The sequence below is a fragment of the Winogradskya consettensis genome (assembly GCF_018332715.1).
Taxonomy (GTDB): Bacteria; Actinomycetota; Actinomycetes; order Mycobacteriales; family Micromonosporaceae; genus Actinoplanes; species Actinoplanes consettensis.
In genome coordinates this window covers 60,552-76,361 of record NZ_BOQP01000024.1, presented here as the reverse complement: position 1 = coordinate 76,361, position 15,810 = coordinate 60,552, and the positions used below count along the sequence as shown (strand labels likewise).

11 protein-coding genes are annotated in these 15,810 nt (G+C 71.5%); 6 read left to right on the top strand and 5 right to left on the bottom strand.

Annotation, left to right across the window (positions count from 1 at the left end; all coding sequences use genetic code 11):
* Nucleotides 1-19 precede the first annotated feature (19 nt).
* From mmsA to Aco04nite_RS22830, 4 genes are all read left to right on the top strand, one after another.
* Nucleotides 20-1,540, top strand: a complete 1,521-nt coding sequence (gene mmsA, locus Aco04nite_RS22845; protein WP_212999286.1) for a multiple monosaccharide ABC transporter ATP-binding protein — start codon at nt 20-22, stop codon at nt 1,538-1,540.
* Complete coding sequence (mmsB, locus tag Aco04nite_RS22840; RefSeq protein WP_212999285.1) at nt 1,537-2,787, top strand: multiple monosaccharide ABC transporter permease; 1,251 nt, start codon at nt 1,537-1,539, stop codon at nt 2,785-2,787. Before mmsA ends, mmsB begins: the two co-directional genes overlap by 4 nt.
* A 381-nt stretch (nt 2,788-3,168) precedes the next feature.
* A complete protein-coding gene (locus Aco04nite_RS22835) occupies nt 3,169-4,377 on the top strand; it encodes a hypothetical protein (RefSeq protein ID WP_212999284.1) in 1,209 nt (402 codons plus the stop codon).
* Between the two features lie 153 nt (nt 4,378-4,530).
* On the top strand, nt 4,531-7,524 hold the full coding sequence (locus Aco04nite_RS22830) for a toll/interleukin-1 receptor domain-containing protein (RefSeq protein ID WP_212999283.1): 2,994 nt from the start codon (nt 4,531-4,533) through the stop codon (nt 7,522-7,524).
* A gap of 17 nt (nt 7,525-7,541) precedes the next feature.
* On the opposite strand, the gene Aco04nite_RS22825 is transcribed toward Aco04nite_RS22830, so the two are convergent.
* Both Aco04nite_RS22825 and Aco04nite_RS22820 read right to left on the bottom strand, forming a co-directional pair.
* Nucleotides 7,542-8,780, bottom strand: a complete 1,239-nt coding sequence (locus Aco04nite_RS22825; protein WP_244876211.1) for a DUF1501 domain-containing protein — start codon at nt 8,778-8,780, stop codon at nt 7,542-7,544.
* Between the two features lie 5 nt (nt 8,781-8,785).
* Nucleotides 8,786-10,294, bottom strand: coding sequence for a DUF1800 domain-containing protein (locus Aco04nite_RS22820; RefSeq protein WP_212999281.1), 1,509 nt, complete (start codon nt 10,292-10,294; stop codon nt 8,786-8,788).
* Between the two features lie 114 nt (nt 10,295-10,408).
* Here Aco04nite_RS22820 and Aco04nite_RS22815 point away from each other — a divergent pair, with 114 nt between their 5' ends.
* A complete protein-coding gene (locus Aco04nite_RS22815; RefSeq protein WP_212999280.1) occupies nt 10,409-11,449 on the top strand; it encodes an ROK family protein in 1,041 nt (346 codons plus the stop codon).
* 4 nt (nt 11,450-11,453) lie between these two features.
* Here Aco04nite_RS22815 and Aco04nite_RS49010 read toward each other — a convergent pair whose 3' ends face one another.
* The 3 genes from Aco04nite_RS49010 to Aco04nite_RS22800 form a co-directional block, all read right to left on the bottom strand.
* Entirely contained in the window at nt 11,454-13,334 is a 1,881-nt protein-coding gene (locus Aco04nite_RS49010; RefSeq protein ID WP_244876210.1) for a sensor histidine kinase, read from the bottom strand.
* Nucleotides 13,324-14,013, bottom strand: a complete 690-nt coding sequence (locus tag Aco04nite_RS22805; RefSeq protein WP_212999279.1) for a D-alanyl-D-alanine carboxypeptidase family protein — start codon at nt 14,011-14,013, stop codon at nt 13,324-13,326. Before Aco04nite_RS22805 ends, Aco04nite_RS49010 begins: the two co-directional genes overlap by 11 nt.
* Nucleotides 14,014-14,105: 92 nt before the next feature.
* Nucleotides 14,106-14,945 carry a helix-turn-helix transcriptional regulator gene (locus Aco04nite_RS22800; protein WP_244876209.1) on the bottom strand — a complete coding sequence of 280 codons (840 nt, stop codon included), beginning with the start codon at nt 14,943-14,945 and terminating at the stop codon, nt 14,106-14,108.
* 102 nt (nt 14,946-15,047) lie between these two features.
* On the opposite strand from Aco04nite_RS22800, the gene Aco04nite_RS22795 reads away from it, so the two are divergent.
* A complete protein-coding gene (locus Aco04nite_RS22795) occupies nt 15,048-15,806 on the top strand; it encodes an SDR family NAD(P)-dependent oxidoreductase (RefSeq protein WP_212999278.1) in 759 nt (252 codons plus the stop codon).
* Nucleotides 15,807-15,810: the final 4 nt, after the last annotated feature.

Sequence of the window (15,810 nt, the reverse complement as noted above, 5' to 3'; positions counted from 1 at the left end):
CTCCGACACCATCCTTCGGATGCAGGACATCACCAAGACGTTCCCCGGCGTCAAGGCCCTGCAGGACGTCACGCTGGACGTGCGCCGCGGAGAGATCCACGCGATCTGCGGGGAGAACGGCGCCGGCAAGTCCACGCTGATGAAGGTGTTGTCGGGCGTTTACCCGCACGGCTCGTACGACGGAGAGATTCTCTTCGACGGCGAGCCGTGCCGGTTCGCCGGCATCCGCGACAGCGAGCACAAGGGCATCGTCATCATCCACCAGGAGCTGGCGCTCGCCCCCAACCTCTCGATCGCGGAGAACATCTTCCTCGGCAACGAGCAGGCAACCCGCGGGTTGATCGACTGGAACAAGACGAACGCCGCCGCCGCGGAGCTCCTGCGCCGCGTCGGCCTCCGCGAGAACCCGACCACGCAGGTGGTCGATCTCGGCGTCGGCAAGCAGCAGCTCGTGGAGATCGCCAAGGCGATCTCCAAGCAGGTCCGGCTCCTGATCCTCGACGAGCCCACCGCGGCGCTCAACGACGAGGACTCGGACCACCTGCTCGCGCTGCTGCGCGGCCTGCGTGACGAGGGCATCACCTGCGTGATCATCTCGCACAAGCTCAACGAGGTCATGGCGATCTCGGACCGGGTCACGATCATCCGGGACGGGCGCACCATCAAGACCATGGACCTCGTCGCGGACGAGGTCACCGAGGACAAGATCATCTCGGGCATGGTCGGCCGCGACCTGGACAACCGGTTCCCGCCGCACGAGTCGCACGTCGGCGAGGAGGTGCTGCGCATCGAGGACTGGACGGTGCACAGCCCCACCCAGCACGGGCGGGTCGTCGTGCGTAACGCCAGCCTCAACGTGCGCCGTGGCGAGATCGTCGGCCTCGCGGGGCTGATGGGCGCCGGGCGCACGGAGCTGGCGATGAGCGTCTTCGGCCGCTCGTACGGCGTCGACATCTCCGGCAAGGTCTTCCGGGACGGCAGAGAGGTCCACCTCAAGTCGGTCCAGGACGCGATCAAGCACGGCATCGCGTACGCCACGGAGGACCGCAAGCGGTACGGCCTGAACCTCATCGAGGACATCAAGCGCAACGTCTCCGCGGCGGGCCTGAAGAAACTCGCCAAGGGCGGCTGGGTCGACGACAACGAGGAATTCAAGGTCGCCAACGAGTACCGCTCGTCGATGAACATCAAGGCGCCCAGCGTCGGCAGCATCGTCGGGAAGCTCTCCGGCGGCAACCAGCAGAAGGTTGTGCTGTCGAAGTGGATCTTCACGGATCCCGAGGTGCTGATCCTCGACGAGCCGACCCGCGGCATCGACGTCGGCGCGAAGTACGAGATCTACACGATCATCAACCGGCTCGCCGACGAGGGTAAGGGCGTGCTGGTCATCTCCAGCGAGCTGCCCGAGCTGCTCGGCCTCTGCGACCGGATCTACACCCTGGCGGAAGGCCGGATCACCGGAGAGGTGAACCGCGCCGACGCCACCCAGGAGGGTCTGATGACCCTGATGACGACCCACGGAACGGAGGTCGCGCGGTGACCAGCGTGGCACCAACCAACGCGGACCTCGCGCTCGGCACGCCTTCGGCCTCCGAACCGGGTAACTCCCCGCGCAAGTTCAACATCAATCTGCGCGAGAGCGGCATCTACATCGCGTTCGCGCTGATCGTGGTGCTGTTCGCCATCCTCACGGGCGGCGACCTGCTCGCACCGCAGAACATCAGCAACATCATCATCCAGAACTCCTACATCCTGATCCTGGCGATCGGGATGATCCTGATCATCATCGCCGGCCACATCGACCTGTCGGTCGGTTCCGTGGTCGCAGCGACCGGCGCCTTCGCGGCCGTCATGATGGTCAACTGGGACGTCCCGTGGCCGATCGCGCTGCTGGTGACGCTGGTCTTCGGTGGTCTGATCGGCGCGTGGCAGGGCTACTGGATCGCGTACTTCGGGATCCCGGCCTTCATCGTCACGCTCGCCGGCATGCTGCTGTTCCGCGCGGTCACCCTGATGATCCTGGGCAACCGGGGCATCGGCCCGTTCCCGGACGAGGTCCGCACCCTGACCAACGGCTTCACCGGCGGCTACCTCGGCAACATCGGGCTCGGCAGCCTCGGCGGCGCCGACCTGTTCAGCATCATCGTGGGCCTGCTCGTGGTCGGCGCCATCTTCTGGAGCCAGTGGCGCACCCGCGCCGGGCGCCAGAAGTACCTGCAGGTCGTCGAGCCGTTCGGGATGTTCATCGCGAAGATCGTCATCGCCGCGGTGGTCGTCATGGCCGTGATCATCCAGCTCGCCCGGTTCCGCAACCTCCCGTGGGTCCTGGTGCTGCTGGCCATTCTGGTCATCGGCTACTCCGTGGTCACCAACCGGGCGGTCTTCGGCCGCCAGATCTACGCGGTCGGTGGCAACCTGCAGGCCGCGACGCTGTCCGGCGTCAAGGTCAAGGGCGTCGTCTTCTGGCTGTTCGTCAACATGGGCGTGCTCGCGGCCGTCGCCGGCATCGTCTTCGCGGGCCGCCTCAACCAGGCGAACCCGACGGCGGGCAACTCGTTCGAGCTCGACGCGATCGCGGCGGCCTTCATCGGCGGCGCGGCGGTCCAGGGCGGTGTCGGCAAGGTCGTCGGCGCCATCACCGGTGGCCTGATCATGGGTGTCATCAACAACGGCATGAGCCTGATCGGTGCCCCGAGCGAGCAGGTCATGCTCGTCAAGGGCGCGGTCCTGCTCGCCGCGGTCGCGTTCGACGTGTGGTCGAAGCGCCGGGCGGGTGCCTCCCGCTGATCGAAGTCTCCGCGCCGGTATCGGGAGATGAGACGGTGCCGGCGCGGACCTGACTCACGCCGCGGACCCGCTTGGTGAGGCGGAACCCGCGGCGGGAGGGTGATAGGGGATAAAGGGCGGTGGCTGCTTACGCGGCCGCCGCCCTTTCCTGTCGTTCACACGTATTGCCGAAAGCTTTATGAAGAGTAGATTGAGCCAGATCGAACGAAGGCCGGTAACACGTCTGTACCCGGGCTGTAACGTGCCCGCACGTGGCCCACGACGTCGCTGCGTAACTGGGTCGCTGCGTCGTGGGGTCGCTGCGTCACTGGCGAGGCCGCCGATCGGTAACCTCATTGATCTTTCGAGGACGGCGGGCCGACGATGTTCAAGAGGCGGCAAGTGTGGCGGCCCCCGCCCACTGCTGTGGCGAAGGCACCGCTCAGCGCCTTCGGCGTGCACGACGGCGGCGGTGACTACCAGCCCCGCGACTACGACAACGACATCACCCGCGCACTGCGCAGCCGCCGCCCCCTGACGCTGGTGCACAGCGGCCGGCTCGCCGGATCCAGCCGCGCCCTCGCCGAAGCCGCCCGCCGCCACCTGCCCGACCACGTGCTGCTCGTGCCGATCCCCGACCCCGGTGTCCCGCTGAGCCATTTCGTCGCGGCGGCGGCCCGCCGGCTGCGCCACGGCGACCGGGCGGTGCTCTGGCTCGACGCGCTCACTCCCGGCCTGCTCGAACAGATCGACGCCCGGCTGCTCAGCACCCTGCCCGAGGGCCTGCGCATCTGCGCCACCGCCGACACGGAAGTCGTCACCGGCTCCCACGTCCCCGCCCCCGTGACCAGCGCGCTCTCCCAGCACGCGGAGATCGTCGCGGCGTCCGGGCGTACCCGTCAAGGGGTCGGTGAGCGTGACCGGGTCGCCGAAGCCCTCACCGCGGCCACCATCGAGCAGCGCGCCGTGCTCCGGATCATCACCGACTGGGGCCGCATCGGTATGCCCGGCCGCCTCGACCGCGGCCTGCTCCGCCGCCTGCACGGCGCCACCCCCGACCTCTCCTGGGCCCGCTCCACCCGCCTCGTCGAGGAGCTTCCCGGCGGCCACCTGCGCCCGCACCCGCTGCTCGCCGTGGTCACCGAGGGCAGCATCTGCGACGCCGTCTGGCGCCACGCCTGCGACACATTGGACGGTGCGACGCGGCTACGGGTGGCGCTCAGCGCGTACGACAGGGGGGAAGTTTCGGACAGCCGTAAGTGGTGCGCCGAACTCGCCGCCACCGGCGACCCCGCCCTGGCCCCCGTGATGCTCCTGCTGGGCAGCATGACCCTCGACGAGGGCGACACCAAGGCCGCCCGCGGCTGGTGGCGCCGCACGGTCGACACCGACCACCCGGAAAGCGCCCCACCCGCCATGAAGGCCCTCGGCGACCTCGACCGCGAGGACATGGAATGGGACCTCGCCCGCTACTGGTACCACCGCGCCCTGGGCACCGGCCACTCCGATGTCGCCATGTCGGTCATGCTCGGCCTCGCCAAACTCGAAGAGGAAGCCGGCGACCCCGAAGCCGCCCGGCACTGGCGCCAGCAGGTGCGACGGCTGCGCTGAGCGGTCCGTCACGGTCCCCCGCGCGTGAACCGGCGCCAGAACGGCCTCGAACGCGTCCGCGAACGCTGGGCCGACGTCACCCAGCAGGAACCATCCTGTCGGGAATGCGATTCTCCGACGTGTTCCATGGCCGGCACATGGTTGGTTGGCTCGATGCCTCCCGAGCCCGGCGGTGCTATGCCGGACGACACCCGGTTCCACGTCTTCATCTCGTACGCGCATCGGCGTGACCAGGAACTGGCCGCGACCCTGCAGCGCGAGATCCGCCGCTTCGGCGTGCCCTTCTACCGGCATCAGCCCGTCTTCCCGACGGCGCCGGCCGGGGCACGCCGCCGGCCCCTGCGCGTCTTCCGGGACGCCACCAATCTGCCGGCCGCGCCCAGCCTGCCGCAGCAGCTCGTCGAGGCGATCAACGCGTCCCACTGGCTGCTGCTCATGGCGTCACCCGACTCGGCGGCGTCGTCCTGGGTCCGCCAGGAGGTCGGCCTCTGGCTCGCCAAGGACCCGGCGGCGACCCGGGTGCTCATCGCGCTGACCGACGGCCGGATCGCCACCACCGTGGACAACCAGCGGATCGACCCCGAGTTGACCGATGCGCTCCCGCCCGATCTGGTGGCTGCGCTGCGGCATGTGCCTCTGTGGACCGACCTGCGTACGGTGCGTGGGCCGGTGGAGTCCGGCGCGGGACGCAGGCGCCGGATCGGCGACGTGGTGGCGGATTTCGCCGCCCCGATCCAGGGGGTCGACAAGGACACGCTCGTCGGTGAGCACCTCCGGCAGCAGCGGCGCACGCTGCGTGCCGCGCTCGGCGCGACGGCGCTGGTCACCACGCTGGCACTCGTCGCGTCGGCACTGGCCGTCGTCGCCTTCCGGGCCCGTGGCGAGGCCGTCCGGCAACGCGACACCGCGCTGGCCAACCAGCTCGTCGCCGAGGCGGCGACGATCACCGATACCCAGCCCGGGCTGGCCCGGCAGATGCTCGCCGCGGCGAGCAGGATCAGCCGTACACCGCAGGTCGCCGGTGCCCTGGCCGCCGGCCGGTCCATCCCGCAGGAGGTGCGGGTCGACGCGGAACTCGCCGCGTTCAGCACCGACGGCGGGGTCCTGGCCCTGGCCCGCAGCGGCAACGACGAATACACGACGCTCGGCACCACCCATCCGGCCACCGACGGCGTCATCCGGCTGCTCGGCACGAAGAGCCTGACCGAGGCCGGCACGATCCCGCTCGGGCACGGGATCAGTCAGGGCATCGTGTTCCTTCCCGGCGAGCGACGCCGGATCGCGGCCGGTTACGACACCGCCGTCCGGATCTGGGACGTCCAGGACCCGTCGCATCCCCGGGAGCTTCCTTCGCTCGCCGGTCACCGCGACGTCGTCGACCTGCTGGCGACCGGTGCCGCCGGACTGGTGGCGACCGTCGACTGGAAGCACGAGCTCCGGATGTGGGACGTCGCTGATCCCGCGGCACCTCGCCTCCTGTCGGCGACGGCCCTGCCGATGCTCGAGGAGCGCAGTTACAGCAGGCTCGCCTTCGCGCCCGGTGCCAGGCGGCTCGTGTTCTCGGACGTCAGCCGCGGCCCAGCCTTCGTCGACGTGTCCGATCCGGCGAAGCCACGGGTTCTCCCGCTCGTTCCCGCCCTCGGCGACGTGCAGAGCTTCGCCTACGCCCCGGAGGGCGGCTGGGCGTTGAGCGGTGGCCGGGAGTCCCCGGCGCGGCGCTGGCGGGTCGGGCCCACCGGTGCGGTGGCGTCCCCTGCCGCGCTGCCGGTCGCCGACCCGGGTGCGCAGGTCCTCGAGGCGGCAACCGGTCCGCAGGGACAATTGGCGGCGGTGACCGAGGACGGCAATGTCCAGGTCTGGAACAACGGCCTGGACGACGACGTACCCCCTCTCGTGGCGACGTTCCTGGTCCCTGAGTTCGATGCGAACAACACCGACGCGTTCGGGTTCAGCCCTAGCGGCCGGCAGTTGATGATGCTGTCCCCGGGCACCAACACCGGCCCGGGCGGCGCCGGGCGGCAGGACGACAGCACGCTGCGGATCTGGCAGCTCGCGGACGGCCGCCAGCCGGGTGCCGTCTCCGCGCGTCCGGGCGGGACCATCGCGGTTCACGAGAACGTGCTGGCCTCGGTGAGCGGGGACACCCTGGCGCTGTGGGACGTCCGGCAGGAGGGGCCGCCGCTGCCGCTCGGGTCGTTGCCCGCGGGAGCCTCCGTCGAGGTTCTGGCCTTCAACCCGGACGGTTCACGACTCGCCATCCTCTCGGGCAACAGGCTGGTCACTGTCGATACGAAAGACCCCGGCCGCCCGGCGAAGTCGGGGGAGTGGACGATCGCAGGCCTTCCCGACGTCTGTGTCGAGGGCAAGGAGTGCGCTGCGTGGTCGGTTGCGTTCGTCGACGACCATGTCCTGGCGATCGGTGACTCGAGCCGTCAGATCACGCTGGTCGACACCACCGGGCCGTCCGGTGGCGCGCCGCTCGGCACGATCGTCGCCCACTACGGCAGTGTGACCAACCTGGACGTGCTGCATCCCCCGGGCGGTGGCCCGGTACTGGTCTCCGGCGGGCTGAACAGCCCGGCGGCCGAGCTCTGGGACGTTTCCGATCCGGCACGGGCCGAGCTGATCGCGCCGGTCTGCGCGGGCGGGACGTTCACCCGGGACGACACCGGCGCCCGGTGCGCCGGCGGCTACTCCCTGCTCGATCTCGCCACGGATCGCGGGGGACGCCTGATGGCCGCCGCCGACCGGGCCGGCACCGTCAGGGTCTGGCGGCTCGGCGACGGCGAGCTGCAGGTGCTCGCGACAATGCAGGACACCGGCGACGTCTACGAGGTCGCGATGAGCCCCGACGGTGCCCGGGTGGCCACCATCGGGCGGGACAGGACGCTGCGCTACTACCGGATCGCGGCACGGACGGTGACCCTCGAGGGCGTCGTCCACATCGGCCCGGGTGCCGGCAGGTCGCTGGCGTTCGCCGGTGACGATCACACCTTGGTCGCCGCGATGGAGCACGGTCTGGCCGATGTCTGGGAGCTGGATCCCGGCATCAACTCCCGGGCGCTCTGCGCGGGCAGCGGCGAACGCATTACCCGCGCCCAATGGGAACGCGACATTCCCGGATTGCCGTACGAGCCACCCTGCTGACCGCCGCGGCGATCCGGTCAGCGGGCGATGGCCAGGCCGAACGAGGACGGGCTGATCTCCGGGAAGATGGCTGACAGGCTGCCGATGCCGCAGCGTTTCTGGAGGATCTCGCCGATGACCGAGCGGTAGTCGGTGGTCGCTGCCAGGTCGCCGTCGGCGAGGGCGGCGGGCGCCAGGGTCGGCCATTTCGTGTAGACCTTGCCGCCGCGGATGCCGCCGCCCATCACCAGCATCGCGTTGCCGTGGCCGTGGTCGACCCCGCGGGAGGCGTTCTCCGCGACGCGGCGGCCGAATTCGCTGACCGTGACGACCGTGACGTTCTTCATGCTGGCCGGGCCGAGGTCGGCGGCGAAGGCGGCCAGGGCGAGGGAGACGTCGTAGAGGGTGTCGTACATGCGCTGGCCCTTGACCGCGGTGCCCAGGCCCTCGTGCATGTCCCAGTCGCCGGAGTCGACGGCGGCGACGGTCAGGCCGGCGTTGGCCTTGATCAGGCGGGCGACGTCGCGCAGGGCGTCACCCAGGGCAGTCTTCGGGTACGCGGACCCGTTGGCCGGCGTGTACGCGTTCGCACGCAGTGACGTCGTGGCGGTCAGGGCGGCGTCGGCGGCGAGGGCCGGGCCGGACAGCAGTGGGGGTGCGGAGGCGTACATGGCTCGCAGGGCCGCGGCCACCGGGCGGTTCTCGCCCTCGCCGGAGAGGGTGAACGTGTCGATCGACCTCATGGAGACGTCCACGGCGGGGCCGGTCAGCAGGCGGTTGGGCATCGCGGTGCCGAGCGAGACGCCGGCCAGCGGTCCGGTGGCTCCGGTCAGGCCGAGCATGCGGTCCAGCCAGCCGGTGCGGACGGAGGTGCCCGCGGCGGCGCGTTCCATCTCCTCCATGGCGTCGAAGTGGGAGCGGCTGGGGTTGGGCTGGCCGACCGCGTGGACGGCGGCGAGCTGGCCGTTCTTCCACATCGGCAGCAGCGGGGACAGGCCCGGGTGCAGGCCGAACATCGTGTCGCCGGCGATCGCCTGGGTCTTGGGCAGCGCGATTCCCGGGCGGGCCCTGTAGTACTCCGGGTCGCCGATCGGGGCGATCGCCGAGAGGCCGTCGAAGCCGCCGCGCAGCGACAGGACGACGAGCGTGTCGCCGGTGTACGTGCCGGACGCGTACGCGAGGCGGGTGGAGAGGCCCTCGCCCACCAGGCCGGTCAGGGCTGCCGTGCCGCCCGCGGCCAGCAGGCCGCGGCGGGAGAATCCGCTACAGGAGTGCACGATGGTCACCTCAGCTGGAAGGTCGGTGCGTCGAGGATCAGGGCGGCCAGGTACGGCACCTGCCCCTCGAGCGACGTGTCGGTGCCGGTCACAGGACTGGTCGGCAGCTTGCCCACGACGCTGAGCACCGCGGCGGTGTGCTCGGCCGGGAGCCGGGTGCCGGCGAGGCTGACGCTCATGGCGTCGACCAGCGCGCCGTACGTGGCGGGCAGCACGGGCACCAGGTACTTCAGCAGGTCAGCGGGGCGGGTGAGCTGCTTGGGGTACCAGCCGGCGGCGAGGTTCAGGTGGTTGTTGCAGCGGATGAGGTACGCGGACGGCGACGCCCACGCCTGTGCCACGTCGGGGAAGCCGTTCGGCGGGCTCCACCGGAACGGCGCGTTGCCCGCGTTGACGGCGTTGTTGTAGAGGGCGTTGAGACCCTCGATGCCGGCGGTGTCCGGCTTGAGGCCCAGCGCGCGGACGGTCGCGGTCAGGTCCTCGAACGGCGTGCGCAGCTTGCGGCCGGTCGAAGCCGCGAACTCGGGGGACAGGAACAGTGCTCTGAGGACGGGAGTGATCGCTGTGCCGTTGTCCAGGTAGACCTTGGCGAGCTTGGTGACCAGGGACGCGGGTGCCTCGTCGGCGACGTAGCGCAGGCAGAGCTTGGTGGCGAGACGCTGCGCGGTGGCCGGGTGGGTCGCGAGGTGGTCGAGGAACGCGAGGGACGCCGCCTCGCCACCCTCGGCCGTGGCGTTGGCGTGGCTGAAGCCGAGGATCGTGACGGCGCCGGTGGCGTGCTTCGACGCGTCGTACGTGTAGAGCCCGTCCGCGGTGACCGTCAGACCGCTGAGCAGCCGCGCCGCAGCCTTCACGTCCGCCTCGGAGTAGATCAGGCCGACCGTGTGCAGCTCCATCAGCTCACGCGCGTAGTTCTCGTTCGGCGCGGCCCTGGTCGACGACTTGTTGTCCAGGTAGTTGAGCATCGCCGGGTGCCGGGCGGACGCCTTGAGCATGTCGGCGTAGCGGCCGAACGTGTGCTTGCGGGTCACCGAGCGGTCGTAGTCGGGCCGGTTGTCCCAGACCCCGCTGGACGGTGACGTGATGTGCAGGTGGTTGGCCCAGAACGCCGCCACCGACTCGAACAGCTGACGGTTGCTCCAGATGGCCCGGGCCACCGCTGCCCGGCCCAGGTCACCGAAGGCGTCCCAGGAGTATTTCGGGAGCTTCGCGCGTACCGTCGCGATGTCGGCATTTGCCAGTGGCAGACGCGTGAGCAGCACGTCCAGGTCTCCATCCGCGATCGTGGCGGGGTTGAGCTGGCGGTCGAGCCAGCCCGCGGCGCCCAGGCGGGTGGCCTCGGCGAGCGCGGCGGGGGTGGGACCGAACGTCGCCCGGCGCAGCAGGTGCGAGACCGGGTCGGCGGCGGGCGCGACCACAGGAGCTGCGGCGCCGGCGGGGGCGGGCTCGAGCAGGAGCGCGGCGGCCACGGCGGTGGCACCCCCGAGAACGGCACGGCGAGTCGTCGTCTGCATGCCAGACCCTTCGGCCCGTACGCGGGGACGAGTCGCACCGGCAACCCAACGCTAACGCCCCGCAATCCACCCGCACCCGTCGCTTAGAAGGCCGCGCGGACGTACGCTCATGCTGTGGATCACATCGATGCGGTACGGACCCCCGCGTCCTGGGTCGTGGTGGGTCTGGACAACGGCGGCACCTGCAACAACGCGACCGTGCTGGACGCGACCGGGCAGTTCCTGGTCGACCAGCTCGTGGAGAACCCCAGCCTGGTGCAGGAGGGCCCGGAGTCGGCGGTCGAGTCCCTGGCCCGCGCGTTCACCGGCATCCTCGACCTGACCAGCACCCCGCTGAGCCTGGTCCGCGCGGTCGGCCTGGACACCCCCGGCCCGGCCAGCGCCGACGGCGTCATCTCGTCCAAGGGCTCGACCAACTTCTCCCAGGTGTCGTGGCACGGCTTCGACATCCGGGGCGCCCTGGAGAGCCGGCTCGGCCTGCCCGTCGTCTACGCCAACGACGCCAACGCCGCCGCCCTCTACGCCCACCACCGCCACTTCGGCACCACCGCGATGGAGAATTCCTCGGTCGCGGCGATCGTCGGCACCGGCCTCGGCGGCGGCGTCGTCGAGAGCGGCAAGGTCGTCAGCGGCGCCGCGGGCATGGCCGGCGAGCTCGGCCACGTCCAGATCCCGCTGCACGGCGTCCTCGAGGACGGCCAGCCGATCCCGCTGTGCAACTGTGGTTTCGAGGGCGACGTGGAGAGCATCGCGTCGCTCACCGGCATCGCGAAGAACCTGCTGCCGTACTGGCTCACCCGTTTCCCGGACCACCCCCTCGCCGCCGAGCCGCTCGGCCGGGCCGCGAAGCTGCTGCGCGGCTACGGCGAGAAGCAGGACCCCCTCGCCCTCGCGGTCTTCGGCCAGCAGGCCCGCGCGATCGGCAAACTCTTCACCATCGCCGCCAACTTCACCGACCCGGCCGCCTACTTCCTCGGCGGCGGCGTCGTGGAAGCCGCCCCCCACTTCCGCCAGTGGTTCCTCGACACCGTCCGCGAGCACACCCAGCTCCGCCGCGAGCAGCGCGCCGCAGCCACGTTCGCCCTGGTCCCCGACCTCGACATGGCCGGCGCCCGCGGCGCCGCGGTAGCGGCCCTCGACACCGTCCCCGTCTGACCTTCTACCTGCGGGGGACCCAGAATTCGACCTCGGTGCCCTCGCCGGGGCGGCTGTGGATCGTGGTGGTGCCGCCGAGGTCGGTGATGCGGCCGCGCATGGATTGGGCGACGCCTAGGCGGCCGTTGTCCGCGGCCTCGGTCAGCCGGTCGGGGGCGAAGCCGGCGCCGTCGTCGCGCACCGAGACCCGCACGCCGTTGCCCTCGTCCTCCAGCAGGATCCAGACGTGTGTGCCGGCCCCGGCGTGGCGGCGCACGTTGTCCAGGGCGGCCTGCACGGCGGCGGTCAGCTCGGTGACGGTCACGGCGGGCAGCATGACCGGGCCGGCCGGGGCGGCGACCTCGATCGACGCGGAGGCCAGCACGGACAGGGCAGACCCCAGATCGGCATCGGCGGTACGCGGCTGAGCGGTCCTGCCCGTGAGCAGGTTCCGCAACGCGATCTCCTGCGCGCCGGCGAGCTCGGCCAGCTGGGCTCCGGAGCCCCCGAGCTCGGAGCCGTGCCGCTGCACCAGGGCGAGGACCTGCAGCACGCCGTCGTGGATCGGGCGGGCGAGCCGGTCGCGCTCGGCGTCGGCGGCTTCCCGGCGGATCTGCTCCGCGTGCCGGCGTTCGGCGCGCCGGGCCGCGAACTGCTGGGCGAGCCCCAGGCCACCGAGGGCCGAGCCGCCCACGAGCAGCAGCACCGCCGAGGTGTTGAGGTGCAGGACCGGGTTCAGGTACGACGAGGTGGGCAGCCCGTCGCGCAGGTAGGTCACGGAGACGGTCTGCGCGGCGGCGCCGGCGAGCACGCCGGTCACCGGGCCGAGGACGGCCGGGAGGGCGCCGCGGGGTGCCAGCACGGTGGCGGTGGTGCCCACTGTGGCCGTTGCCGCGGCCGCGATCACGATCAGGAGCAGGGCCGCAGGGATCGCCTGCCGCTGGGTGGCGAGCTTCTCCGGATGGCCGGTCGTCGCGGCGTACGCGATGAGCATGGTCGTCGCCCCCACCACCGTGAGCCCGGCGGCCAGCGGGATGCGCCACCTGCTCGCGGCCGCGGCAGCGCCCGCCACGGCACCGGCGAGGACGCTCAGCCAGCGCGTGGTGTCGGAATACGCCAGCGCGGTCAGGGCGAGGATCGCGGGTGCCAGCACGGCCACCTGCACCGTGGCCGCGGTGAGCGCCCCGGCGAGGGACCACAGCCCGGCCATCGCGGCGAGAACGACAACCGTGACCAGGACGATCGCCCCGGTCAGCGCGGCCTGCGCGGCGCCGTGCCGGGCCACCGCGTACGCGTCGACCCCCAGCAGGTACGCGATCCGCCCGGTCGTCAGCATGCCCACCGGCACCAGCACCGCGAGCGCCAGCGCACCGGCCAGGACCAGGCGTACCCGGGTCCACGGCCACTTCCCGCGCTCCCACGGCCCGGCAGCGTCCGCATCACCACGCCGGTACAGCCAGAGCACCGGTCCGAGCAGCGCCAGCGCGGCCACGGTGAGCACGCGGTGCCAGGTGGGCAGCGACGCGTGCAGTATCAGCCACGCCGGTCCCGTCATCGCCGTACCCATCAGCCGGGAGCCGATGCTGAGGGCCGCAACCGCCGCGCCCCACCCGGGCGCTCCGCGGCGGAACAGGCTCTGCGCGCAGGCCAGCACGCCGATGATCGCGAGGAGATAGTGGGGGGACCCGCTGAGCTGGAGCAGCGCGGCGACCCCGAGCAGGTAGGGCCAGAACCGCAGCAGGCACAGCGCGGCCGCGGTCGTGACGATCGCGCCCCAGCCCGCCGCGCCGACCCCGCCGAAGAACGGTGGCAGCCCTCCGCCGTATGCCGGTGAAGCCTCCACCGTCAGCAGCAGCGCCCCGCCGATTCCGCCGAGGACCACCGGCCAGGCGCCGTCACGTCGCATTCGTCAGCACCCTGTTCGATCGGTAGACAGTGGACCTCGCCGGCCGCCGCGTCACGCCCGGATGCGGCAGCAGCACAGGCCGGCCGCCCGGACGATACTCGAAGTGCCACCATTCGTTCTCGTAGATCCGGTACAGCCCGTAGCGCGCGCCGTACCGCTCCAGCCAGCGCGCCCCCTCGACGGGCCGCACGTCCACCGCCGTGCCCGCGACGTGCCGTGACTCGCCGGGAGGCAGTGCCCGCAACCGGGCCGCTTCGAGAGAACCCTCGCGCCGGATCGCATCGGCGAAGATGCGGGCCTGCCGCTCAGCCGGCCGGTGCCCGGACGTTACCCCGATCAGCTCACCGTGGCGCCACAACGCCCTGCTCCGAGCCGCCTCGAGCGCCGCCCTGGTCTCGGCGGTCAGCCCGGCCAGCCGCTCGGCCGGAAACCGGAACGCCAGCGCCCACCGGCACCCCACGTGCGCAGCGCGCCGCCCGGCGACCACGAACGCCACCGGCAGAAACACCAGAGCCAACCCCAGAGTCATCATTTTGTACGCCGCATCGCGCGATCGCCCGGCATCGGCCGCACTCATCACACCCATCCGCCGCGCGGCCCGGACCACGACCCGGCGTCCACGGCCGGTCGCCACTCGTCGATGGCGGAACCGGCGCCGCGGGGATTCGATGAACGTCATGCGACGAACATTCCGTACGTAGCAGGCCCGCTCCTGAGTATCTGTACTCATTGGACCTGAGCACCCCTGCGCGGCCCTGCTCCTGCGCGGCCCTACCCGTCCACAGGGCGGGTTCTCAACCGATCCAGCCGGTCGCGGCTGCAGTCGTCGGCGGGGGTGTGGACGACGAGCCGGATGCCGGGCCGGCCGATCAGGTCCATGCCGGTGGAGCGCAGGCGGAGCTCCCCGATCTCCGGGAAATCGTAGTGCTTGTCGCACAGCGAGGGCGGGGCCACGTCCTCGGTGTCCCACAAGCGGGCGAACAGCGGGCTCGCGTCGTGCAGCCGGGCGACGAGATCGCGCCATTGCGGATCGTCCGGGTGCTGGCTGTAGCGGTAGCGGAACCCTGCCACGACCTCGGGTGCCTGCTCGTCGCGGTTGAGGATGCGGCTGTGCTCCGGCGGTGCTGTGAAGAGGTACCAGAGGGTGTTCCGCTCGGCGGCCGATGCGCTGACCATGTGGTGGTGCACGGCGCCGTAGGACCGGTTCCAGGCCAGAACGTCCGTCCGGGCGTTGACCAGCACGGCCGGCAGCGGGTCGAGGGCCCGCAGGATGGCGTGGAGCTCGTCCGGGATGCCGGGCGCGGGTTCGACGCCGGACCGGAGCTGGGGCACCCCGGCCAGGCGGTAGAGGTGGTCGCGTTCGGCATCGCTGAGGCGCAGGGTCCGGGCCACCGCGGCGAGCACCTGGGCGCTGGCGTTGATCGGCCGGCCCTGTTCGAGCCAGGTGTACCAGGTGACGCCGACCCCGGCGAGCTGGGCCACCTCCTCGCGGCGCAGCCCCGGGGTGCGCCGCCGGAGGCCGGGCGGCATGCCGACCTGGCCGGGGGTGACCCGTTCGCGTCGTGAGCGCAGGAACGAGCCGAGTTCACTGCGGCGTGCGGTGGCTGTCACGTCACCATCGTGCCCGAGCCGTAACCCGGTAGCCGGGTGTTGTCAGTACTGGTATGAGCAGGCTCTCAGCACCGGTATCAGAGGCGGCGCAGGCTCAGAAGCATGAACGGACAGAGCGGTACCTTCTCCGGCAAGATCGCGGTCGTGACCGGCGGCAGCGCCGGTATCGGCCTCGCCACCGCGCGGAAGATCGCCGACGGCGGCGGCACCGTCTACATCACCGGCCGGGACGCGGACCGGGTGGCGGTGGCGGCGAGCATCCCCGGTGACGTCGTCGGTGTCCCGGCCGACTCGGCCTCCGCCGAGGATCTCGACCGGCTCTTCGCGCGGGTACGGGAGCGCAGCGGGCGGTTGGACGTGCTCGTCGCCAACGCGGCGGCGATCGTGCCCGCCCCGCTGGGCTCGATCACCACGGAGATCATCACCACCGTCTTCGGCGTCAACATCGCCGGGACGATCATGACGGTGCAGAAGGCGCTGCCGTTGCTCGCCGACGGGGGCGCGGTGGTGCTCGTCGGGTCGATGGCCGCCCATAAGGCGTCGCGCGGGCAGAGCGTCTACGCGGCGTCCAAGGCCGGGGTCCGGGCGCTGGCCCGTACATGGGCTCTGGAGCTCAGTCCGCGGCGGATCCGGGTGAACGTGGTGAGTCCGGGCCCGACGGACACGCCCGCCATCACGCAGCTCGTCCCGGACGACGAGGCGCGAAAGGTGTTCTTCTCGAGGATGGGCGCCGGGACGCCGATGACCCGGGCCGGCACCGCGGAGGAGGCCGCCGCGGTGATCGCGTTCGTCGCCTCGGCTGCCGCTTCCCACGTCAACGGCGCCGACTACCACGTCGATGGCGGGTATGGGCAGGTCTGACTTC